The sequence below is a fragment of the Bacillus sp. SIMBA_008 genome, assembly GCF_046535495.1.
Classification (GTDB): Bacteria; Bacillota; Bacilli; order Bacillales; family Bacillaceae; genus Bacillus; species Bacillus subtilis.
The window spans coordinates 827,605-848,550 of the sequence record NZ_JAWRWL010000001.1 but is presented as its reverse complement, the minus strand read 5'-3'; the positions used below and the strand labels follow the sequence as shown (position 1 = coordinate 848,550).

Below are 20,946 nucleotides of genomic sequence, written 5' to 3'. Positions count from 1 at the left end.
CGTTTTAACAGGAGGTTTTATCGATTCATCGCATGATATTTGTAAAAATGCTTTTTCATTTCGGTAAACAGCTCATCAAGCTGAATAAAGCAATGGTATTGGGTCGGCTTAAGAAGAATAAATTCCACTCGTTCAGCCCAATTAATCGGCTTTGCGGGATATGATTTCTCCCTCAGTTCTTGCCAATCGAGCGATTTCACCGGCTCACCTGCTGTCCAATGTAACGAAGCCAGCAAACACACAATGCCCTTTAACATTTCGTTTTGGTCACATCTCGATTTTCGTGTTTGAAAGACTGGGAGAAGTGATGCTTTGATGTCATCCCACACTTCAAATAAAAGCGGAACGTATTTCCCGCTGTCCTCCCATGGCAAATCGCCTTGTAATTCCGTGCAGAAATCAAAATACACGGGATTGGTCTGCAAGGTTTTCTTCATATCCGAGGAACTCTTCTGGCCAAGACTGCGCAAGTATTGCTCATAGGAAGCCAACACTTCTTTTGCTTGCGTCATCGTTTCACCAGTCCTTTTTTATCCCTCTTCTGCCCTTCTCTGCACAAAGAAAGCAGCGGACACTCCGCACAGCGCGGAGATTGGGCTTTACAGTGATATCTGCCGAAGAAAATAAGCCGGTGATGCGTAACGGACCAGTCTTCTTTGGGAACCTTGCGCATCAGCGTCTTTTCAACTTCCAGAACCGAGTCCTTCCACCGGCAAATGCCCAATCGTTTGCTGACTCTCTCCACATGGGTATCTACGGCAATGGCCGGCACGCCAAACGCAACGGATACCACTACGTTTGCAGTCTTTCTCCCGACCCCTGGCAGTTTGACAAGCTCATCGCGGTCTCTCGGCACTTCTCCGCCGTAATCTTCAATAATCATTTTACTCAGCTTTTGAATATTTTTCGCTTTATTACGATATAAACCGATTGATTTAATATCCTGCTGAAGCTCTTCCAGCGGAACAGCCAAATAGTCTTCCGGCCGTTTATATTTTTGGAATAATGTTTTGGTCACTCTGTTTACAAGTGCATCTGTACATTGCGCAGATAAAGCAACAGCCACCACTAATTCAAAAGGATTGGAATGAACCAGTTCACACTCCGCATGAGGAAACATGTCACCTATCTTGTCTAAACAGAATTCAATTTGTTTTAGATTTAACACGATTGTCACCTTTTCACTTTATTGTTCAAGCCAATTGTAAAAAGGAACCTGCCTTTTATACTCTTTTTGCGGTTCATTTTGCTTTGCTTGTACACGCCGGAATTTTTGGCTGTGTATTTTCGCCTGCTCCACAGTTTTAAGCCCGTTTTTCTTCCATTCAAACAAAATCCGGTCAATGTAGCGGAAACTGAGTTTTCCTGATAGTACAGCCTCTTTTAACGCGTGTTTGATCAGTTGTGCGTCATGCTGATCCTGGTCCTGCCAGATCGCCAGCGTTTCACACTCCAAAGGCGATAACGGCCTTGCGAACTCTTCCTCAAAAATGGTATAAAGGCTTTTTTGTTCCCCTTCTGCTTTTCTTTCCTTTGTTTGATTCTGTGCAAGCTGAATATACTCGTACAGTTTCCCCCATAAAGGCTGAAGAGAATATTTCTCAAATTTGATGCCGTTTTGATCCTCGCATTCTTCAATAAACAGAAAGCCTTTTTGAATAAACATCCGCAATCTGTTTGTGCATTCTTCAACAGAAATTGACATACCTTCCTGCAGCTGATTCGGTGTAGGAAAATATGATCCTTTTTCTAAATGCATTTTAATTTTTAACAGCAGAATAAGTTCAGTTTCATTAAGCCCAAGCTGTTTATAATGCGTGAGCAGAAGATTGGGGATGGTTGATGTTCCCTGCTCCTGCATATCAATAAATTGCTGTTTTTTCATCGTCACACCTCTTACTGTAAAGGATTGTGATTGCCCCTTTACTGTAAAAAGTCTCCCTTGCAGGAGACTCTTTTTTGTTTCATTTGAATGTATTACGGATACAGACGGTTTAACAGTCTTGGGAACGGGATCGTTTCACGAACGTGAGGCGCTCCGCTGATCCAAGCTACTGTCCGCTCTAATCCAAGGCCGAAGCCGGAATGAGGAACTGATCCATATTTTCTAAGTTCAGCATACCATTTATATGCGTCAGAATCCAGTCCATGTTCTTTTAGACGCGATTCCAAAAGTTCCATATCGTGAATCCGTTCAGACCCGCCGATGATTTCTCCATAGCCTTCCGGCGCAATCAAGTCAGCGCAAAGCACAACGTCCTCACGGTCAGAAGCCGGCTGCATATAGAACGGTTTTAAGGACGTCGGATAGCGAGTGATGAATACCGGTTTGTCATAATGTTCAGCAATCGCTGTTTCATGAGGCGCTCCGAAATCATCTCCCCACTCGATATCGTCAAAGCCTTTTTCTTTCAGAAATTCAATCGCTTCATCATACGTAATTCTTGGGAACGGAGCTTTGATTTGCTCAAGTTTTGACGTGTCTCTTCCCAATGTGTTTAGTTCAATTTTGCAATTTTTAAGAACTGATTGCACGATGAAAGAAACGTAATTTTCCTGTACTTGAAGGTTTTCTTCAAATTCTACAAACGCCATTTCCGGTTCGATCATCCAGAATTCGATTAAGTGACGCTTTGTTTTAGACTTTTCCGCTCTGAATGTCGGTCCGAAAGAGAATACTTTTCCTAAAGCCATTGCCGCAGCTTCCATGTAGAGCTGGCCGCTTTGAGACAGATATGCATCTTCATCAAAGTACTTTGTCGCAAAGAGTTCTGTTGTTCCTTCAGGTGCGCTTCCAGTCAAAATCGGCGGATCCACTTTTACGAAGCCTTCGTTATTAAAGAATTCGTAAGTCGCGCGAATGATTTCATTACGGATTTTCATGATCGCATGCTGGCGCTTTGAACGCAGCCATAAATGTCTGTGATCCATCAAAAATTCCGTTCCGTGTTCTTTTGGTGTAATTGGATAATCGGTCGCTTCGTGAATGACTTCAATATCTGTCACAGCAAGTTCATATCCAAGCGGAGAACGCTCGTCCTCTTTGACAATCCCTTTTATATAGAGCGACGTTTCCTGCGTCACTGATTTAGCTGTTTGGAAAATGCTTTCTTCCACTTCCGCTTTTACTACGACACCCTGAATAAAACCGGTACCGTCCCGAAGCTGTAAAAACGCAATTTTCCCGCTTGAACGCTTATTAGCGACCCAAGCTCCGATCGTTACTTCCTCACCTACGTGCTTGTACACTTGGTTGATTGTTGTTTTCAACATATTTCCCTCCAAAACAAGAAAGACATTCGGAAGCTCATTGCCCCGCGAACTCTTTTATCATCACTTTATTATACCCGCTCTTAACTAACCGGGTCAATGCAGATAAAAAGCGGCTTTTCTGTCAGCCGCTTTTTGATCTGTTAGCTATGTTTTTCTACAAAACGCTTGATTCTTTCAATGGCTTTTTCAAGAAGATCTAACGATGTTGCATAAGAAAGACGGACATTCTCAGGAGAGCCAAATCCGGATCCTGGAACAATCGCAACTTTTTCCTCCTCGAGAAGCGCTTTAACAAATTCATCTACATCTTTGAAACCGCAAGATTGAGCTGCCTCTTTTGCATTTGGGAACAAGTAAAAAGCACCTTCCGGCTTCACACAGCTGAACCCTGGGATTTCTATGAGCTTTGCATAGATCGTATTTAATCTATGTTCAAATGCTTCTCTCATTTCTTCCAATGGCTCAGAAGGCCCGTTATAAGCAGCAATCGCTCCGTATTGTGCGATTGATGTCGGGTTTGACGTGCTGTGGCTTGCAAGGTTCGTCATCGCTTTAATAATGTCTTCAGAGCCTGCCGCATAACCGATTCTCCAGCCTGTCATGCTGTGGGACTTCGATACGCCGTTTATAATGACCGTTTGCTCTTTCAGTCTGTCTGACAGCTGTGCAATGGAAACATGTTTCTTTCCGCCGTATGTAAGTTTTTCATAAATTTCATCTGACACAATCAAGATATCATGTTCAAGGCACACTTCACCGAGCGCAGATAGTTCTTCTTCCGTATACATGACACCAGTCGGGTTGCTTGGAGAGTTAATAACGATTGCTTTTGTTTTTTCCGTAATTGCATTTTTCAGCTGCTCAGGCGAAATTTTGAAGTGATTTTCCTCAAGCCCTTCTACATAAACAGGCTTTCCGCCAGCGAGTTTCACCTGCTCCGGGTAGCTTACCCAGTAAGGCGTTGGAATAATAACTTCATCTTCTTCATCCAAAATCACTTGGAAAAGGGTATACAGAGCATGTTTGGCACCAGTGCAGACAATAATTTGAGACGGTTTGTATTCAATATTCTGGTCGCGTTTAAATTTCTCTGCAATGCTGTTTTTCAGTTCAGCCAAACCACCGGAAGGCGTGTATTTCGTATGGCCCTCGTTCATCGAACGCACAGCGGCATCAATAATATGCTGCGGTGTATTGAAGTCAGGCTCGCCTGCTCCTAAGCCGATGACATCATGGCCTGCGGCTTTCAGTTCTTTCGCTTTCGCTGTGATTGCCAGTGTGGTTGATGGTGTTAATGCGGATACTCTTTTTGCCAGTTTCAACTTGAACTCCCCCTAATTCGTCTTAAGGCGTGATATTTTTGAGAATCTTTCCAGTTGTAAAGTCCACATAACTTAAACTGTATTGCCCTTCTTTGTCTAAGTACGTCACTTCCCAAAGCAGGACGTTTCCTTCTCTTGCCAGATGAACCTCTTTTTGCTTTGAAACCAGCCCTTCATCCTTTATGATTTTCGCCGCTTTGTCTTCAGAGATTCCCTCTTTCGCTTCTTTTGAGAGAATTTTTGCTTTTTTATCAGCAGGAACCCAGACATATAATGCAGTGCCTTTTTTATCCGTTCCCTTTACAACATAATATTTTTCTTTTCCGACAAATGTTTCGACTTGATCAACATGGGCGAGATCGGTTTCTTTTTTAGCTTCAGCAGCTGCTGCTTCGTGCCCCTCTTCCTTTTGTGCCATGGCTGATTTATAAATGCTTGCCGAGACAAGAAGTACTGCTAAAAAAATAATACCAAAAATGACGGTAAATATTAATGCTTTTTTTCTCATCTTCTCACCTACGTACGATAAATGGTAAAAACGGCTTGGTTTTTGTTTTCTTCATCCAGCGCAAGGCCGAACATCAGATTTTCTCTTTTCAGTGTACGATTCAATGTGTCCACAATTTTATACAGATCATCAGAATGCTCTACATTAATTGTTGAAAGAATTTCGATTTTACTTTCCATTTTTTCATCCTCCAGTTTGAACAAATATTGTTAGTCATACTCCATTTCAGGACACGCCATACTAGTATCACAGAGCGGGAAATCCGCTTTTAAATAAAACACCATCCTACTCCCACACCGCAAAAGCCGCTTTATGCGGCTTTTATTCTTTTTCCCCTGCAACATAAGCTTCAAGCTCGCTGTCAGTCATTTCGGATACTGAGGTTGTCGGCAAGGCATCAAGAAACAGCCGGCCGTAACCAGCGGTTTTAATCCGTCTGTCCAATATAATAATCGTTCCCTTGTCTCCCGCAGAACGCAGCAAGCGTCCAATTCCTTGCCTAAAGGTCAGCACAGCTTCCGGTAATGACACTGTTTGAAACGGATTCTTTCCTTTTTTGCGGGCAAGCTCACATTTTGCAGCATGAAGCGGGTGATCAGGGGACCGGAATGGGAGCCTCACGATCATTACTGTCGTCAGCTCATCACCAGGGAAATCAACGCCTTCCCAAAAATGATTTGTTCCGAGCAGGATCGCCTGATTGGATGTTTTAAAAGTCTTCATCAGCTTGCCGGGACTTCCGCCTGTAATCCCTTGTGCCAAGAGCTGAATGCCGGAAGCACTCATGTTATGCTTAAGCTCCTGGTGAACCTTTTTCAGCATATCATGGGATGTAAACAGCACAAGGATTTTAGGCTGTTTTTCCTTTGCCATCAGTTCGATATAACGGGCTGTATCCTGTATAAATTCAGGTTGCCCTGTATCCTGAATTGATTTCATTTCTTTTGGAATCATCACCTGCATACGCTCATCGTAAGAAAAGGGTGACTCAATTCTCATTGTCCGCGGGAAAAAGTCACTCAGTCCCAGTCGTTCAATCATAAATTGAAAAGAACCTTCGACTGTAAGGGTTGCAGATGTCAGCACCACACTATTTTTGCGCGCGAAAAACTGATCAGCCAGAAGTTCACCAGGTTCAAGAGGCTGTGCGTAAATGGCCACTGCATTTTTCGCACCCTTTGCATCTATTTCAATCCAAACCGCTTCATCGTCATCAGACCCAAAGAAGAGCTTCTGCAACGTCTGACAGTAATGCTGCAAGCCTTTCATGCTTCTTTGGTATTCATCGGCTAAAAAGACGGTTTTGCTCTTCATACCCTTCAAATGTTTTTCCATCAGGGATGACTGTGCCTCAAAAAGCTGCTGCAAATGTGTCAGCATGGAACAAAGCCTCTCCGCACCATCCGTTAAGATCGACCAGCTTTTATCCTGGCTTTCTTTGTTCACCTTAAACACTAGACGGTTTAAGTCTTCTTTAGGTTTTCTTCGTTTGACAAAAGAATGTACAGAGCTGAAGAAAGCATCACTTTCTGCTTGAACGTGCTGAAGCCACTCTTCCAATTCGAAAAATGAATCAACCGGCAGGCTGTTTCGCTGGAATAGCTGTCTCATCTTTTTAAGAAGTCCCTGCTCCTTCAGAGTGCCGATTCTGCTCAATTTCGTATGCAATTCTATGTACGTGGCTCTTTTCCCTAAATGTTCGCTTGCCGCACGTTCAAAATGGTGTGCTTCATCAATAATAAATGTGCCGCTTTCGGGAAGCCTTTTTTTCTGGCTGCCTTCATCGGTCAGCAAAAGGGAATGATTGGTGATCACCAAATCAGAGCGCATAGCAATCTGTTTGGCCCGCTCGTAAAAACCGATCACATGCTCACTGCGACTTCTTTTATAGGAGTCATCGTCATAAGCCAATCTGTCCCACAGCAATTTTCCGCCTGAAGGCAAATTCAGTTCCGCTACATCTCCTGTATTTGTCTCTGTCAGCCAAACAAGAAGCTGTGCCTTTGTCAGTACGGCATCATAATTATCATCTTCTTCATGAAGCACCTGCTCAAATTTATACAGGCATAAATAATGCGATTGCCCTTTTAAAATCGCCGCTGTTACCGGAAATGGAAACAGATCTTGGACAATCGGCAAATCCTTTGTGAGAATCTGCTGCTGTAAAAGCGTCGAATACGTGCTGATTATGACCGGCTTTTTTGATTTCTTGGCAAAAAGCGCAGCCGGAATCAGATAGCCAATCGTTTTTCCAATGCCTGGAGGAGCTTCAATCAGCGCATGCTCACGATTGGCAAACGCATCAGCCACCTCTCTCATCATCATCATTTGGCCGTCTCTTTTTTCATACCCAGGCATTAACTCTGACAGCGCTTTTTCATTTCCCGCTTCCCAGCTTTCGATCTCAAATGAGAAGTTCTCGTCCTCATTTATACGAACAGCGATAGCTTCAGGTTCTCTGACAGAAAACGAAGAAAGGCGCGTATAGCCCGGTATCTCGGTATGTCTGTTTTCATTAATGAACATATCCAACAAATGCGTCAGATCACTGATGAAATGCTGCGAAAGCCTTCTTAACTGCTTTAATGTCGGATAAGGAAGCTGCCGCAGCTTTTCAAGGATTTCCAAAAAAATAAGCCCTGTCACTTCAGCATCGCTGTCAGCCCGGTGCGGCTGATCATGCCGCAGCTGAAGCTCCTCGCTTAATTCCGTCAGCTTATACCCTTCAAATCCCGGAAAAACAATACGTGAGAGCTCGACAGTATCAAGCACTTCACAATCTGGGAGCTGAAAGCCCGCCTTATGTAGCTCATACTTGACAAATCCAAGGTCAAAATGGATATTGTGGGCGACAAAATAAGCGCCGTCAAGCAATTGGAATACTTCTTCAGCAACTGCTTCAAATGGCTGCTCATTCTCGACCATTTGATTAGAGATTCCAGTAAGCTGCTCAATAAAAGCAGGGATTGATTTATTTGGATTAATGTATTTTGAAAACCGCTCAGTAATTTGTCCATTTTCGATTACAACCGCTGCGATTTGTATGATTTTATCGCCTTTCTTCGGCGAATTCCCTGTTGTCTCTACATCTATAACAACGAACCGTTGCTTATTCATTAAAATGGACACCTCAATTCTTGCATACGACAAAAGTGTAACACGTTTTGTACGGAAATGGAGCGGCAAAACCGTTTTACTCTCAAAATCTTAAAAGAAAACCCCCGATAAAGGGGGCTTTTCTTCTACAAAATTGTACGGGCTGGTTCGTTCCCCAGCATTTGTTCAATTTTGTTTTGATCATTCAGAACAGCCACTTTCGGCTCATGGCTTGCCGCTTCTTGATCAGACATCATTTTGTAGGAAATAATAATGACCTTATCTCCTTCCTGCACAAGGCGTGCGGCTGCACCGTTTAAGCATATGACGCCGCTTCCCCGTTTACCAGGAATAATATACGTTTCAAGACGTGCTCCATTATTATTATTCACAATTTGTACTTTTTCATTAGGAAGCATTCCCACAGCATCAATGAGATCTTCATCAATTGTAATGCTTCCCACATAGTTCAGGTTTGCTTCCGTAACAGTTGCCCTGTGAAGTTTGCCGCTCATCATTGTTCGATACATATTATATTCTCTCCATTTCTCGAATATCAATAATGATATTATCTATTAAACGCGCTTTTGAAAAAGCAACTGCAACAGCGAGAATCATCTTTCCAGCAACTTCATTCACAGGCTCGAGTTCCGGATAGGAATAAAGCTCTACATAGTCTATGGTTCCGCTAGTCGTTTCAATGATTTCTTTTGCAGCTTTTATCACCGCTTCAGGATCTCTTTCACCGGCTTGGATCAGTTCCGCACTTGTTTGAAGGGCCCGATACAGCTTAGGCGCTTCTTTTCTTTCCTCAGCTGTTAAGTATACATTGCGAGAGCTTTTGGCTAAGCCGTCTTCCTCTCTGACCGTATCGACAGGAACCAATTCAATATCCATGAAGAAGTCACTGATTAACCCATCAACAACAGCTACCTGCTGCGCATCTTTTAAACCGAAATAGGCACGAGTCGGCTTGACTAGATTGAAAAGCTTCGTCAGTACGATCGCGACCCCGTCAAAATGTCCTTCTCTTGAGCGCCCGCATAACACGTCTGTGCGTCTTTCTACATGAATCGTGACATTCTTTTCACCGGGATACATATCCTTAGCAACTGGCGTAAAAAGAATATCAACTCCGGCGTTTTCTGCAAGAGCTGCATCCCGCTCAATATCGCGCGGATATGCTTCAAAATCTTCATTAGGGCCGAATTGTGCAGGATTCACAAAAATACTCATAATAACGGCGTCGTTTTCTTGTCTTGCTTTGTCTGCTAAGGTTAAATGCCCCTCATGCAGAAACCCCATCGTCGGAACAAATCCGATTGACTTGCCCTCTGAATGGTATTGTTTTATGGCTTCTTTCAGCTGTGTAATATCAGTAATCTGTCTCATCTTATTTTCCCCCGTACAAGCCGTCAAGAACTGTCTGGTTCATTTGAAAGGAATGCTTTTGTTCAGGGAAAGCACGATGTCTTACATCCTGAACATATCCGCTGATTGCTGTTTCGATGGTTTCATCAATGCGCGTATATTGCTTTACAAATTTAGGTGTTCTCTCAACACCGTGGCCAATAATATCATGATAAACGAGAACTTGTCCGTCCGCTTTCACACCAGCCCCGATTCCAATGACCGGTATGCTTAGCGTCTCGGCAATTTTGGCTGTGAGTTCTGCCGGCACACATTCCAGCACAAGCATCATAGCTCCTGCTTCTTCGCATTTTATACTGTCTTCTATTAATTTTTTGGCGCTTTGTTCGTCTTTGCCCTGTACTTTATAGCCGCCCAGTACGCCGACTGACTGCGGTGTCAAACCTAAGTGACTGACTACTGGAATGCCTCCAAGCGTCAATGCGCGAATGGATTCAAACACGCCTTCTCCGCCCTCAAGCTTCAGTGCGTCAGCTCCGCTTTCCTGAACGATAGCCGCTGCATTTTTCAGCGTATCTTCCTTGGACAGGTGATAAGACATAAACGGCATATCTGTCACAATAAAGGTATTCGGCGCACCCCTTTTAACGGCTTTTGTATGATGGATCATGTCCGCAACTGTCACACCGACAGTTGAATCAAGGCCGAGGACGACCATTCCAAGTGAATCACCGACTAAAATCATATCAACTCCCGCTTGTTCAGCAAGTTTAGCTACCGGATAATCATAAGCGGTCAGCATGACAATCGGTTCTTCAGACTCCTTCATTTTTAGAAAATCCAGTTTTGTTTTCATGTTTTCTCCTCCTCATGTTTAGAGGAGATGATCTGCCGTTTTCTTCTGCAAGCCAAAAAACCTTCCGTTACAACGAGAAGGATTCTTCACTTTCTAAAGTTCGGCGAGTTTCATCCCTCTGTCCCAGTCCTTTTTTGGATCAAGGCAGACTGCTGCAATGTCTATCTATTTTAATAATAGGTGCAGTTCGCAGGCGATACTGCCCAATGGAAGTATACCAAAATCAACGGGCTTGTACCAACACATTAGCCCAATTCGATATCGGCAGAATAGATTTTTTTAATGCCTTCGTTCGTTTCTAAAAGCAGAACGCCTTCATCATCTATACCTAACGCCTTACCGTAAAAGGTTCCGTTTAACGTTCTGGCTCTCATATTAGTGCCAATACCGAGCGCATAGCTTTCCCATAAAAGCTTAATCGGCGTAAATCCGTGCGTCATATAATCCCGGTACCGTTTCTCAAAGCATAGTAAAATATGCTGGATGACGCCGGCCCGATCAATTTTTTCCCCAGCAGCTTGGCTGAGGCTTGTCGCGATGTCCTTCAATTCATCTGGAAAATCATTAGGCTGCTGGTTAACGTTAATGCCGATCCCAATGATCACTGAACGTACGCGGTCTTCTTCAGCCTGCATTTCCGTTAGGATACCGACTGTTTTTTTTTCGTTAATCAAAATATCATTTGGCCATTTAATATCCGTTTGGATGCCTGCTGCCTCTTCTATTCCCTGCACAACAGCTACTGCAGCAAGCAGAGTCAGCTGCGGTGTTTTTTGGAGCGGAATGTCAGGCCGCAAAATCAGGCTCATCCAAACACCGTTCCCTTCTTGAGAATGCCATACCCTAGACATTCGGCCCCTTCCGGCTGTTTGTTTGTCAGCCACCACGAGGGTGCCTTCCGGTGCGTTATTATTCGCGAGCTCATGAGCCGTTTTTTGCGTGCTTGAAAGAACGTCATGGTAAATAAGATGCTGGCCCATCACTTCCGTTTTTAATCCAAAACGAATTTCGCTTTCACTGAGTTTTCCGGGTTTTTTGATGAGCCGATATCCTTTTCTTCTAACGGCTTCTACTTCATAACCCTCTTTCCGAAGCTCTTCAATATGCTTCCACACAGCAGTTCTTGAACAGCCGAGAGCATCACTGATTTTTTGGCCGGAAATAAATTCATTGCCGGCCTGAGAAAATAATTCAATAAGGTCTTTTCTTAATGTTGACCGCATGTCTTCAGCCACTCCTCTATGTGTTTCTTTTGATTGGAGAGCTTCCCTGTCACAACAGCCTGCTCGATCCGCTGTAATTCTTCCGACACCCATTTTCCAGCCGGCCGGTTTCGAAGCGCAAGCAAGTCCTTACCCGTGATATCAAGATCCTTAAGGCTTTTGATCGGCAGGTTTTGATAAGCGTACTGAATGTCCTTCAGTTTCTTTTCATCCAGTTTTTCGTTTTGCCGAAGCTGCGATATTTTGGCCGCAGAGAGCAGTGCTTTTTCCCCAGCTCTGTACATTGTCATTACGTCAAGGCTCTGGCCAAACGTATCAGCAATGTGAATGGCTTCCTTGATCACTTTTCCCGGGAGCTTCCAGGCTTTCAGGAAAAGGGGCGCGTCTTTCAAGACTATGTCAAGGTTAATTAAAAGAGCAGCCCAAAGTTCCTCACGGGATGTTAAAGAGAAGAATGGAAACTCACTCGTTGAAATCAGGTTTTCTCGTTTATGATAAATACCAGGAAGCTCTTCATACAATCTCGTTTGAATGAGTGTTTGAAGCGCCTGGCGAGAAGCTCTTCCCTGCAGCAATTTCTCGAACTCTATAGTTTTTCGTTCGACTGAAACATGGGAGAGGAGTGATTTTTCTTTCGCAATGGCTTCTTCTGTTTCCGGTGAAAGCGTAAAGCCAAGCTGGCTCATAAAGCGTACGGCTCTCAGCATACGAAGCGCATCCTCTTGAAATCTATCCTCAGGCTTTCCAACGGTTCGAATCACTTTCTGATCAATATCTTTCTTGCCGCCAAAATAATCAAGCACCTTCCCGTCCGCTGTCATGGCCATCGCATTGATCGTTAAATCTCTGCGTTTTAGATCCTCTTCTAATGATGAGATAAATTGCACTTCTGACGGTCTTCTGAAATCAACATAATCAGATTCAGTCCGGAATGTCGTGACTTCATAGGTTTCATCCTCCCAGAGCACAATAATGGTCCCATGCTCTTTGCCTACATCAACAGTCCGCTGAAACAGCCGTTCTACTTGATCAGGTGCCGCATCTGTCGCGATATCGACATCTCCGATCGTTCGTTTCATATAGCTGTCACGAACTGCGCCTCCGACAAAATAAGCCTGATGGCCTGCTTCGATTAAGATGCGGAGCACGGGAAGTGCTTTGATAAAAACTTTTTCCATGTGATCACTCCGGTTCTGCTAAATCGGCATAAATCTGTTCATACTGGCTGACAATTTTTTTGGAAGAAAATTCATTTTCAAGCATCTCTATTGCCGCCTTTGTAAAACGATTGCTTAGCTGTTCATCTTCTAAAATGCTCATCGCGCGGGCTGTTGCGGCCCCAACATCACCGACGTCCACCAAAAATCCGCTCACATTGTTTTTAATAACCTCAGGGATACCGCCAATGTTTGTTCCGATACAAGGCACTCCGCAAGCCATCGCTTCAAGCAGGACAAGGCCAAAGCTTTCTTTTTCAGATAGCAGCAGCTTCAAATCGCTAATAGAATAAAGCTCTTCAACACGGTCTTGATTTCCAAGCATTAAGACTTGGTCTTCCAAGCCATATTTTCTGATAAGCTCGCAGGCTGTCGATTTCTCCGGACCGTCTCCGACTAAAAGCAGCTTCGCTTTCGTTTTGCCAGCGATATTGCGGAACACACGGATGACATCCTGCACGCGTTTAACTTTTCTGAAGTTGGACACATGGATGACGACTTTTTCATCTGGTAAAATTCCATGTTTCTCTTTAATTGCCGCTGTGTTTTTCTTCAGATACACGCGCTCGTCTATAAAGTTATAAATCGTTTCAATTTTTTTCTCCGGTTTAATTAAATCGTATGTTTCAGCAGCAAGCGCTGAGGAGACGGCCGTCACCCTGTCTGATGACTCAATAGCAAAACGGATCAGATCTTTTAGAGACGGATCATAACCTAACACCGTGATATCCGTGCCATGCAAAGTTGTAACAATGCCGATATTGCGTTTCAGCATTTGTTTTGCAAGATAGGCGCAAACGGCATGCGGAAGAGCATAGTGAGCATGGATAATGTCTAAATTCTCCCGTTCCGCCACCTCAGCGATTTTGCTTGCCAATGTCAAATCATACGGAGGATATTTAAAAACAGCATATTGATTAACCTCAACTTCATGAAAATGAATATTGGGATGATATGTATTCAGTCTAAACGGAATGCTTGATGTGATGAAATGGATTTCATGTCCCTTTTCAGCAAGCTGCTTCCCCAGTTCTGTCGCAATGATACCTGAGCCTCCAACGCTCGGATAGCATGTGATTCCTATTTTTAGTTTTCTCATTGTTCGCCCCCAAGCACATCATGATCAAGCATCAGCATCCGTTTTGAAAAGAAACCTTCGGCATACTCCACGCCCGCTTCTTTACCGTAAAGCTTTTCTCTCGCTTCAACGATTTCAATATACCCATTCGTCAGAGGAGTAGAAACGGAATCCTTTGACGGGATAAACTGGCTTTTGTAGGCGTTGAGGCTTTGTTTCTTTGCCTCTATTGTATCCGAGATATCAATAACAAAATCCGGCTGATGAAAACCATTTATCATATAATAGTAAACCTTGCTGACTTTATGCGCCGGAAGGCTTTTTTCGTCTTTATATTTATGGATTCCGGCGGAAAAGATCGCTTCTTCCACCAGTGCAGCCGCATTGCCGTGATCCGGATGGCGATCCTTTTTATACGGCATAAAAACCGCTTTTGGGCGGCAGGTTCTGATGATAGTGACAATCGACCGAATTGCCTGATCACTCATTATTAGGCCGCGGTCTGGAAGCGTTAGCTGAATTCTTTTATCTGCGCCTAATATGCGGGCTGCTTCAGCTGCTTCTTCTTTACGCAAACTGACCGTACCGTTAGAAGAGAGTTCCGCTTCTGTCAAATCGCATATCATTACTTTTTTTTCCTGTTTGACAAACTTCGCTATTGTGCCGCCCATCCCGATCTCGACATCATCACTGTGGGCGCCAAAAGCAAGAACGTCAGCATTATACATTCGGCTCTTCTCCCCGAAGAAGGTCACGGAATTCGAAAACACCTTCATCAAGTGTGCGGACGAGAATTTCCGCAGTACCCATATTTGTGGCGAGCGGAATGGAATACACATCACATAACCGGATTAATGCCGAGACATCCGGTTCATGCGGCTGCGCGGTCAGCGGGTCGCGCAAAAAAATGACAAGATCGAGTGCATTGGCAGCGATCAGTGCACCGATTTGCTGGTCTCCCCCTAAAGGGCCGGATTGAAAACGTTCAATTTGAAGACCTGTCGCCTCTTGAATTTTCAACCCTGTAGTTCCGGTTGCGTATAGATCATGATTCTTTAAAATATCCCGATAGGCAGTCGTAAATTGAACCATATCCTGTTTTTTCTTGTCATGCGCGATCAAAGCAATTTTCATTGTTTATCCCCCCGTCTAATCAATGATATTTTCTAAACCGTACACAAGCTGATCAATCTTCATGACTTGTTCGACTGACAGTTTAACGCCTGACATGAAAGAAGCACGGTTATAAGAATCATGGCGTATCTGAAGCGTTTGGCCATCCATGCCGAACATGACCTCCTGATGCGCGATCAGTCCCGGAAGACGGACGCTGTGCAAGCGAATGCCGTTTTGCTCCGCTCCTCTTGCTCCTGGGAGAATTTCTTTTTCATCCGGATGTCCTTGCTGCTTTTCTTTACGGACTTCTGAAATCATTTCCGCTGTTTTAAGCGCAGTTCCGCTTGGTGCGTCAAGCTTCTGGTCATGATGAAGCTCAATAATCTCAACATCCTCAAAATAGTTGGCAGCCATTTTTGAAAATTTCATCATCAGTATCGCACCGAGCGCAAAATTTGGCGCAATGATGGCTCCGATCCCTTTTTCTTCTGTTAAAGACGTGAGCTCTTTTAAATCAGCTTCTGAGAAACCGGTTGTTCCGACAACTGGACGGACTCCGTGCTCTAATGCAATTTTTGTATGTACTTTTCCGATTTCGGGCGTTGTTAAATCAATCAAGACATCCGGTTGTGTTTCTGTAAAACAGGCATTGATATCTGTATAAATGAAAGCATCTGACTCAACAGGCATCACATCAGATAATTTTTGCTGATCGTATGTATGGTCTATGGCCCCGACAAGGTCAAAATGAGGTGTTCGTTCTGCCAATTTAACAGCTTCCTGCCCCATTCTTCCACGCGGTCCCGCAATGACTACTTTAATTGTTTCGTTTGACATCTCGATCTCCTCTACTTTCCTTCTTCTTTTCTGGTCCAGCGATCTTTATCTCTTGTATTAAATTTATGCATGACTCGGTCGTGGGCTTCCTCTAAAGAGATATCAAGGGAGTTGGCTAAACAAACCAATACAAATAGCACATCGCCCATTTCCTCTTCCATGCTTTTATCATCTTCAGTCGCTTTTTTTGGTTTTTCTCCATAACGGTGATTCACTTCTCTGGCAAGCTCGCCCAGTTCTTCAGTCAGCCTCGCCATCATGGCCAGCGGGCTGAAATATCCTTCTTTAAATTGGCCGATGTAACGGTCTACTTCAGCCTGTATGTCTTTCATTGTTTTATCACTCACTGAACGAAACCTCCTATCATCCTCTTACATGTTAGCTAATTCAGATACGTTTGACAAATGTTTAAGCACGTTTGCTGTTTTCTTTTTCATCCACTATAATATAAACGCTATCTAATGGAAGGAAAAGGGGTTTTGTGTGATGCTTGGAGAAATTAGATTAAAAAACATATTTTTTATTTTAATCGGAGCGGCAATTTTTTCATTTGGCTTGGTTCATTTCAATATGCAGAACAATCTGGCTGAGGGCGGTTTTACAGGTATTACACTTTTGCTTTATGCCCTTTTCCACATCAGCCCCTCTATCTCGAACCTGGTGTTGAACATTCCGATTTTTTTTATTGGCTGGCGTTTGCTCGGCAGGACAATGTTTGTTTATACCCTTGTCGGCACTGTAGCCTTGTCTTTGTTCCTCAGCATCTTTCAGCGATATGAAATACATATGCCCCTTCAGCACGACTTAGCGCTCGCCGCTTTATTTGCCGGCGTATTCATCGGAGCCGGACTGGGAATTATTTTCAAGTTCGGCGGAACGACAGGCGGTGTTGATATCATCGCACGTTTAGTGAATAAGTATTTTGGGATCCCGATGGGCAGAACGATGTTTGCTTTCGATGCCTGCGTCATCATTTTGTCTTTGCTTACTTATCTCTCCTATAAAGAAGCGATGTATACGCTGGTAGCTGTATTTGTAGCGGCAAGATTAATCGATTTTATTCAGGAAGGCGGATACGCTGCTAAAGGCGCTACGATCATCTCTTCGAAAAACGACCTGATTCAGAAAAAGATTCTTGAAGAAATGGAACGAGGCGTCACCATTTTGAAAGGACAAGGTTCCTACACAAAAGAGGATATAGATGTACTTTATTGTGTGGTGCCGAAAAACGAATTGGTGATGCTGAAAAGCGTGATTAACTCCATTGATCCCCATGCCTTTGTAGCGGTAAGCGATGTTCACGATGTGCTCGGAGAAGGATTTACGCTTGATGAAAATAAAAATCCGCTTCCGCGCTGACATGTAATAGAAAAAAGGCGGCTGACCGCCGCCCCTCATCCTTATTTAGGGTAGTCCCTTTTTTTCAGCTTGTTTTTTTCCGCCTTGTACTTTCTGTAACCGACATAGGTAAGAGCAGTAATGATGATACTGCCGGTTGTAATCATCACCCAGAGTAAAGACGGATCGGCATCATCCTCCTCCACCCTGTCAAACACATTTTTCAGGTCATGCTGAAGAAGGGAAAGCCGTTCAAGCTTCGTGCTCTCTGTCATTTGCTGAAATTCCTCTTGCTCAATGACGTCTATATGTTTTCCGACTGTTTCAAGCTGATCCTCTGATACATCGATTGTAAGACTGGGGTAAATCAAGTCATATAAACTGATAAATTCATTCCATTTTTCATGAAAGCTTGTGCTTCCATTCTTTTGGACATCTCGCTTCAGCTCAGTAAAAGCTTCCATAATCGGTTTTTCCAGTGAGCCCCAAAGCGGGTCAGACCGATTGTCAACCGCATCCATCAGCATCCTGAACTGCGCGGCTGCTCTGAGTTTTTGTGTGTCTGATGTATCAGCTTGCTTTAAACTCCGAACCATATCATTATAGCCCAATGTGATTTGACGAATTTGGGCTCCCGTTAGCATGGGGTCTTGCTGTTTTTTCTCAGCGGATTTTAATGTTTTTTCAAAATACTCCAAGACTTGAAGCGCCTCTTCATATTTCGCCTGTCGGGTCATTTGAAAGACTGTATCGGATAAATCATTCAATTCCTCGAGGCTTCCCCGCTCTGCAGCCTTGGCATTTCCATTATAAAAAATAAGTGCAATCAACAAACAGATCGTCAGCTTTCGTTTCATGCAGGTCCCTCCCACTCTCTCTCCTTACAGAATATGAAGAAAGGGACAAGGATAGACCAACATTGTCTTTACATCAGCTCAAGCTTCGTTTGCTTTTTTGAGACCACAAGAAAGTAAGCAAGCGCGATTGAGAAGATGCTTAGCCAAAATGTTCCGTATCCTATTTCAGTCATATAATCAGAAAGCATTGAATACCGCGGCATCATATCAAACAAGTAGTCAATGACATCGTTATGCAGAGTCCAGACTGCAGCAATTGCAAGATGCCAAAATGAAAAACGAAAATACGGACTGTATAATACGCCTTGAACTGCCATTGCAAAATGCGAAGCAATTAGCATGTAGCCCTCCCACGGCAAGTCACCAGTTACTGCAAGCACAAGAAAATTCATAGCCACCGCCCATAGGCCATACTTTACGAGGGTAACTAGCGCAAGCGCCTCAAAGAACGGAGCATTCCGTTTCATGAGAAAGGCAAGCAGCACAAACAGAAAGAAAAACGTTGCTGTCGGACTGTCCGGAACAAAAATCAGGAAACGGGCCGGTGTCTCCAAAAGCTGCGGCAAGTACCAATAGTAGCCGTAAACCGTTCCCAGAAAATTAATGGCTAAGACAAGAATAAGCATCGGCCGCTGCCCAAATACATATTGAAACCATTTCACATTGAATCAACTCTCAGTCTGTAAAAATAATATGTCCATATAAAAAAGCTGACGCCGGGTCAGCTTTTGATAATAAAAGTATATCCTTCCATTTGACAATTCACAATACGTTATTTTGCGGTTGTTTCAGAAATAAATTTTGCAAGTTCTTCGAGTTGCTTATCATTTCCTTTGAACACACCCGCCGGCATTTTGCCTTTCCCTTCTACAGCTATTTTTTTGATTTCATCCGGTTTCAGCCCGCTGTCAACCAATGAAGGCCCGGCCGCTCCTCCCTGAAGGTTATCCCCATGGCAAGAAATACAGCCCTGTTCCTTAAAAACCTTATATCCTTCTGCATTGGTGTCAATGTCGGCTTCTTTTGTGATTTTCCCCTGTTCTTCTGCTTTGGCCCAGTCATGAGTAGCAACTGACTGCCACGTCAAAAATACAGCAGCGGAAATGGCCAGAAGCATCATACCGACAGCGACCGGACGCTTCCACGGCCTTCTTTCTGTCCCTCTGTCTAGGAATGGAGCCAATAGCAGGGCCCCAAAAGCGAGACCTGGCATAATCATGGCGCCGACCACTGTAAAGCTTCCAGCGGCGTATTCATATTTCAACAGCTGGTATAAGAAAAGAAAATACCAATCCGGCAGCGGAATATAACCAGTATCAGTCGGGTCCGCCATCCGCTCCAAAGGCGGCTGATGCACAATCGTCAAAACGAGAAAACCGATGAGAAAGACAGCTCCAACCATCCATTCCTTTAACAAGAAATTTGGCCAGAAAGCCTCTGTTTTACCGGGATACTCCGAATAATCCTTCGGTATATTCGGCTTTTTTTCAGCCGGTATCCTTGAGTCGCCTACAAATTTCATCCCTTTGCCCCGGTGCATGTCATCCCCTCCCTTTTATTCGCAGATCAAGAGTTTAAAGCGGTCCTGAAATCCCCTGCTTCCGGATCATAATAAAATGTGCAGCCATCAGCCCGAACAATGCGGCAGGAAGAAAAAATACATGGATCGCAAAAAACCTAGTCAGCGTTTGGGCGCCTACAATATCCGGATGCCCTGCAAGGAGCGTTTTAACTTGCGTTCCGATCAAAGGTGTGGCTTCGGCGATCTGCAGCCCGACTTTTGTTGCAAACAGAGCCTTCATATCCCAAGGAAGCAAGTAGCCTGTAAAGCCAAGACCGAGCATAACAAAAAAGATCAGCACACCGACAATCCAGTTCAGCTCGCGTGGTTTTTTATACGCGCCTTGGAAAAAGACCCTCAGCGTATGTAAAAACATCATCACAATGACCAGGCTCGCACCCCAGTGGTGCATCCCCCTGACAATCTGGCCGAATGCCACTTCATTTTGCAAATAATATACCGATTCCCAGGCATTTTTGATATCAGGCACATAATACATCGTTAAAAACATTCCAGATAATACTTGGATAACGGTTACAAAAAACGTCAGTCCCCCAAAGCAATACACAAACGCAGAGAAATGATGGGCGGGATTCACATGTTCCGGTACTTCGTGATCGGCAATATCCCTCCACATCGGTGTAATATCAAGCCGCTCGTCTACCCAGTCATAAATTTTGTTCAGCATGTCACCCTTCCCCCTTAGGCTTTGCTTTTCCAAGATACAGGAAGCCGTCTTTTACTTCTTGCTCATAATGATCAAGAGGCGCAAGCGGCGGCGTGCCAGGGACATTGGTGCCGTCCTTTTCATAGAGTCCGTAATGGCATGGACAAAAGAATTTATTCGGGTTTTTAGGATCACTATTCCAGTTCACCGTACACCCTAAATGTTTACAAATTGGCGAAAGTGCTACAATTTCATCCCCGTTTTTGAAGACCCAGGCTGATCTTGACTCTTCAGACTCATACCAGGCATCGACTTGATTAATTTTAAAATCAAAGCGCTGCGGCTCTTTTGTCAACTCATCAACGCTGACAACCTGAACCATATCCTGCTTCCCTGTCGATTTTAATACCGGGTCGAGTGCGAAGCGAACCATAGGCATGAGCATACTAGCCGCCATAAAACCTCCTACGCCTGTGAGCGTGTAATTCAAAAATTGACGTCTGGATATATCATGTTTTCCGCCCATCTCTTCTCCCCCCTCTAGGTCACCCCTGCAAACTGACTAAAATAGAAAATATTGCAATAACTCTAGACACCCTCATAATATATGAATCTCTCAGCAAGGT

24 protein-coding genes are annotated in these 20,946 nt (G+C 44.0%); 1 reads left to right on the top strand and 23 read right to left on the bottom strand.

All coding sequences use genetic code 11. From position 1 onward, the window contains the following. Positions 1-17: 17 nt before the first annotated feature. From SB658_RS04640 to SB658_RS04555, 18 genes are all read right to left on the bottom strand, one after another. Positions 18-512: a YpoC family protein gene (locus tag SB658_RS04640; protein ID WP_029726783.1), complete on the bottom strand. Its 495-nt coding sequence runs from the start codon at positions 510-512 to the stop codon at positions 18-20. Continuing rightward, on the bottom strand, positions 509-1,168 hold the full coding sequence (nth, locus tag SB658_RS04635) for an endonuclease III (protein ID WP_009967580.1): 660 nt from the start codon (positions 1,166-1,168) through the stop codon (positions 509-511). The genes SB658_RS04640 and nth overlap by 4 nt, the downstream gene beginning before the upstream one ends. Positions 1,169-1,186: 18 nt before the next feature. Continuing rightward, positions 1,187-1,885: a DNA replication protein DnaD gene (gene dnaD, locus SB658_RS04630; protein WP_029726781.1), complete on the bottom strand. Its 699-nt coding sequence runs from the start codon at positions 1,883-1,885 to the stop codon at positions 1,187-1,189. 92 nt (positions 1,886-1,977) lie between these two features. Then, a complete protein-coding gene (gene asnS / locus SB658_RS04625) occupies positions 1,978-3,270 on the bottom strand; it encodes an asparagine--tRNA ligase (RefSeq protein WP_004398777.1) in 1,293 nt (430 codons plus the stop codon). A gap of 143 nt (positions 3,271-3,413) precedes the next feature. Continuing rightward, positions 3,414-4,595, bottom strand: coding sequence for an aspartate transaminase AspB (gene aspB / locus SB658_RS04620; RefSeq protein ID WP_003230667.1), 1,182 nt, complete (start codon positions 4,593-4,595; stop codon positions 3,414-3,416). A gap of 22 nt (positions 4,596-4,617) precedes the next feature. Then, on the bottom strand, positions 4,618-5,103 hold the full coding sequence (gene tseB, locus SB658_RS04615; protein WP_003230665.1) for a cell wall elongation/penicillin-binding protein regulator TseB: 486 nt from the start codon (positions 5,101-5,103) through the stop codon (positions 4,618-4,620). Positions 5,104-5,111: 8 nt separating this feature from the next. Next, positions 5,112-5,282 carry a YpmA family protein gene (locus SB658_RS04610; protein ID WP_015251828.1) on the bottom strand — a complete coding sequence of 57 codons (171 nt, stop codon included), beginning with the start codon at positions 5,280-5,282 and terminating at the stop codon, positions 5,112-5,114. A 142-nt stretch (positions 5,283-5,424) separates the two neighbouring features. Beyond that, on the bottom strand, positions 5,425-8,220 hold the full coding sequence (gene dinG / locus SB658_RS04605; protein WP_029726779.1) for an ATP-dependent DNA helicase DinG: 2,796 nt from the start codon (positions 8,218-8,220) through the stop codon (positions 5,425-5,427). Between the two features lie 125 nt (positions 8,221-8,345). Then, positions 8,346-8,729, bottom strand: a complete 384-nt coding sequence (gene panD, locus SB658_RS04600; RefSeq protein WP_003225586.1) for an aspartate 1-decarboxylase — start codon at positions 8,727-8,729, stop codon at positions 8,346-8,348. A 1-nt stretch (position 8,730) separates the two neighbouring features. Next, positions 8,731-9,591, bottom strand: coding sequence for a pantoate--beta-alanine ligase (gene panC, locus SB658_RS04595; protein ID WP_119899532.1), 861 nt, complete (start codon positions 9,589-9,591; stop codon positions 8,731-8,733). Position 9,592: 1 nt separating this feature from the next. Continuing rightward, on the bottom strand, positions 9,593-10,426 hold the full coding sequence (gene panB / locus SB658_RS04590) for a 3-methyl-2-oxobutanoate hydroxymethyltransferase (protein ID WP_119899534.1): 834 nt from the start codon (positions 10,424-10,426) through the stop codon (positions 9,593-9,595). Positions 10,427-10,671: 245 nt separating this feature from the next. Further along, on the bottom strand, positions 10,672-11,649 hold the full coding sequence (locus SB658_RS04585) for a biotin--[acetyl-CoA-carboxylase] ligase (RefSeq protein ID WP_119899536.1): 978 nt from the start codon (positions 11,647-11,649) through the stop codon (positions 10,672-10,674). Continuing rightward, entirely contained in the window at positions 11,634-12,827 is a 1,194-nt protein-coding gene (locus tag SB658_RS04580; RefSeq protein ID WP_046381145.1) for a CCA tRNA nucleotidyltransferase, read from the bottom strand. The genes SB658_RS04585 and SB658_RS04580 overlap by 16 nt, the downstream gene beginning before the upstream one ends. A gap of 4 nt (positions 12,828-12,831) precedes the next feature. Continuing rightward, positions 12,832-13,965 carry an N-acetyl-alpha-D-glucosaminyl L-malate synthase BshA gene (gene bshA / locus SB658_RS04575; RefSeq protein WP_033884169.1) on the bottom strand — a complete coding sequence of 378 codons (1,134 nt, stop codon included), beginning with the start codon at positions 13,963-13,965 and terminating at the stop codon, positions 12,832-12,834. Further along, complete coding sequence (bshB1, locus tag SB658_RS04570) at positions 13,962-14,672, bottom strand: bacillithiol biosynthesis deacetylase BshB1 (protein WP_041849965.1); 711 nt, start codon at positions 14,670-14,672, stop codon at positions 13,962-13,964. The genes bshA and bshB1 overlap by 4 nt, the downstream gene beginning before the upstream one ends. Next, positions 14,665-15,078, bottom strand: a complete 414-nt coding sequence (gene mgsA / locus SB658_RS04565; protein WP_014477171.1) for a methylglyoxal synthase — start codon at positions 15,076-15,078, stop codon at positions 14,665-14,667. The genes bshB1 and mgsA overlap by 8 nt, the downstream gene beginning before the upstream one ends. Positions 15,079-15,093: 15 nt before the next feature. Further along, positions 15,094-15,897 carry a 4-hydroxy-tetrahydrodipicolinate reductase gene (dapB, locus tag SB658_RS04560; RefSeq protein ID WP_032726033.1) on the bottom strand — a complete coding sequence of 268 codons (804 nt, stop codon included), beginning with the start codon at positions 15,895-15,897 and terminating at the stop codon, positions 15,094-15,096. 11 nt (positions 15,898-15,908) lie between these two features. Further along, the gene (locus SB658_RS04555; protein ID WP_004398044.1) at positions 15,909-16,244 is read right to left on the bottom strand and encodes a nucleotide pyrophosphohydrolase; all 336 of its coding nucleotides are present in this window, start codon (positions 16,242-16,244) and stop codon (positions 15,909-15,911) included. A 139-nt stretch (positions 16,245-16,383) separates the two neighbouring features. On the opposite strand from SB658_RS04555, the gene SB658_RS04550 reads away from it, so the two are divergent. Continuing rightward, entirely contained in the window at positions 16,384-17,256 is an 873-nt protein-coding gene (locus SB658_RS04550; protein ID WP_003230635.1) for a YitT family protein, read from the top strand. A gap of 41 nt (positions 17,257-17,297) precedes the next feature. Here the strand turns inward: SB658_RS04550 and ypjB are convergent, their stop codons facing one another. From ypjB to SB658_RS04525, 5 genes are all read right to left on the bottom strand, one after another. Further along, positions 17,298-18,092, bottom strand: a complete 795-nt coding sequence (ypjB, locus tag SB658_RS04545) for a sporulation protein YpjB (RefSeq protein WP_015251822.1) — start codon at positions 18,090-18,092, stop codon at positions 17,298-17,300. Between the two features lie 68 nt (positions 18,093-18,160). After that, a complete protein-coding gene (lhaT, locus tag SB658_RS04540; protein ID WP_186437836.1) occupies positions 18,161-18,754 on the bottom strand; it encodes a lipoprotein heptaprenylglyceryl N-acetyltransferase LhaT in 594 nt (197 codons plus the stop codon). Positions 18,755-18,864: 110 nt separating this feature from the next. After that, positions 18,865-19,632: a menaquinol-cytochrome c reductase cytochrome b/c subunit gene (locus SB658_RS04535; RefSeq protein ID WP_003225562.1), complete on the bottom strand. Its 768-nt coding sequence runs from the start codon at positions 19,630-19,632 to the stop codon at positions 18,865-18,867. A gap of 34 nt (positions 19,633-19,666) precedes the next feature. After that, positions 19,667-20,341 carry a menaquinol-cytochrome c reductase cytochrome b subunit gene (gene qcrB, locus SB658_RS04530; RefSeq protein WP_003225560.1) on the bottom strand — a complete coding sequence of 225 codons (675 nt, stop codon included), beginning with the start codon at positions 20,339-20,341 and terminating at the stop codon, positions 19,667-19,669. A 1-nt stretch (position 20,342) separates the two neighbouring features. Next, positions 20,343-20,846 (bottom strand): Rieske (2Fe-2S) protein, encoded by a 504-nt coding sequence (locus tag SB658_RS04525; protein WP_003230627.1) that lies wholly within the window; start codon positions 20,844-20,846, stop codon positions 20,343-20,345. Positions 20,847-20,946: the final 100 nt, after the last annotated feature.

Coding starts and splice junctions, on each gene's coding strand:
- SB658_RS04640 (WP_029726783.1), bottom strand. CDS start 512: ATGACGCAAGCAAAAGAAGTGTTGGCTTCCTATGAGCAATACTTGCGC.
- dnaD (WP_029726781.1), bottom strand. CDS start 1,885: ATGAAAAAACAGCAATTTATTGATATGCAGGAGCAGGGAACATCAACC.
- tseB (WP_003230665.1), bottom strand. CDS start 5,103: ATGAGAAAAAAAGCATTAATATTTACCGTCATTTTTGGTATTATTTTT.
- SB658_RS04610 (WP_015251828.1), bottom strand. CDS start 5,282: ATGGAAAGTAAAATCGAAATTCTTTCAACAATTAATGTAGAGCATTCT.
- dinG (WP_029726779.1), bottom strand. CDS start 8,220: ATGAATAAGCAACGGTTCGTTGTTATAGATGTAGAGACAACAGGGAAT.
- panD (WP_003225586.1), bottom strand. CDS start 8,729: ATGTATCGAACAATGATGAGCGGCAAACTTCACAGGGCAACTGTTACG.
- panC (WP_119899532.1), bottom strand. CDS start 9,591: ATGAGACAGATTACTGATATTACACAGCTGAAAGAAGCCATAAAACAA.
- panB (WP_119899534.1), bottom strand. CDS start 10,426: ATGAAAACAAAACTGGATTTTCTAAAAATGAAGGAGTCTGAAGAACCG.
- SB658_RS04585 (WP_119899536.1), bottom strand. CDS start 11,649: ATGCGGTCAACATTAAGAAAAGACCTTATTGAATTATTTTCTCAGGCC.
- SB658_RS04580 (WP_046381145.1), bottom strand. CDS start 12,827: ATGGAAAAAGTTTTTATCAAAGCACTTCCCGTGCTCCGCATCTTAATC.
- bshA (WP_033884169.1), bottom strand. CDS start 13,965: ATGAGAAAACTAAAAATAGGAATCACATGCTATCCGAGCGTTGGAGGC.
- bshB1 (WP_041849965.1), bottom strand. CDS start 14,672: ATGTATAATGCTGACGTTCTTGCTTTTGGCGCCCACAGTGATGATGTC.
- mgsA (WP_014477171.1), bottom strand. CDS start 15,078: ATGAAAATTGCTTTGATCGCGCATGACAAGAAAAAACAGGATATGGTT.
- dapB (WP_032726033.1), bottom strand. CDS start 15,897: ATGTCAAACGAAACAATTAAAGTAGTCATTGCGGGACCGCGTGGAAGA.
- SB658_RS04550 (WP_003230635.1), top strand. CDS start 16,384: ATGCTTGGAGAAATTAGATTAAAAAACATATTTTTTATTTTAATCGGA.
- ypjB (WP_015251822.1), bottom strand. CDS start 18,092: ATGAAACGAAAGCTGACGATCTGTTTGTTGATTGCACTTATTTTTTAT.
- SB658_RS04535 (WP_003225562.1), bottom strand. CDS start 19,632: ATGCACCGGGGCAAAGGGATGAAATTTGTAGGCGACTCAAGGATACCG.
- qcrB (WP_003225560.1), bottom strand. CDS start 20,341: ATGCTGAACAAAATTTATGACTGGGTAGACGAGCGGCTTGATATTACA.
- SB658_RS04525 (WP_003230627.1), bottom strand. CDS start 20,846: ATGGGCGGAAAACATGATATATCCAGACGTCAATTTTTGAATTACACG.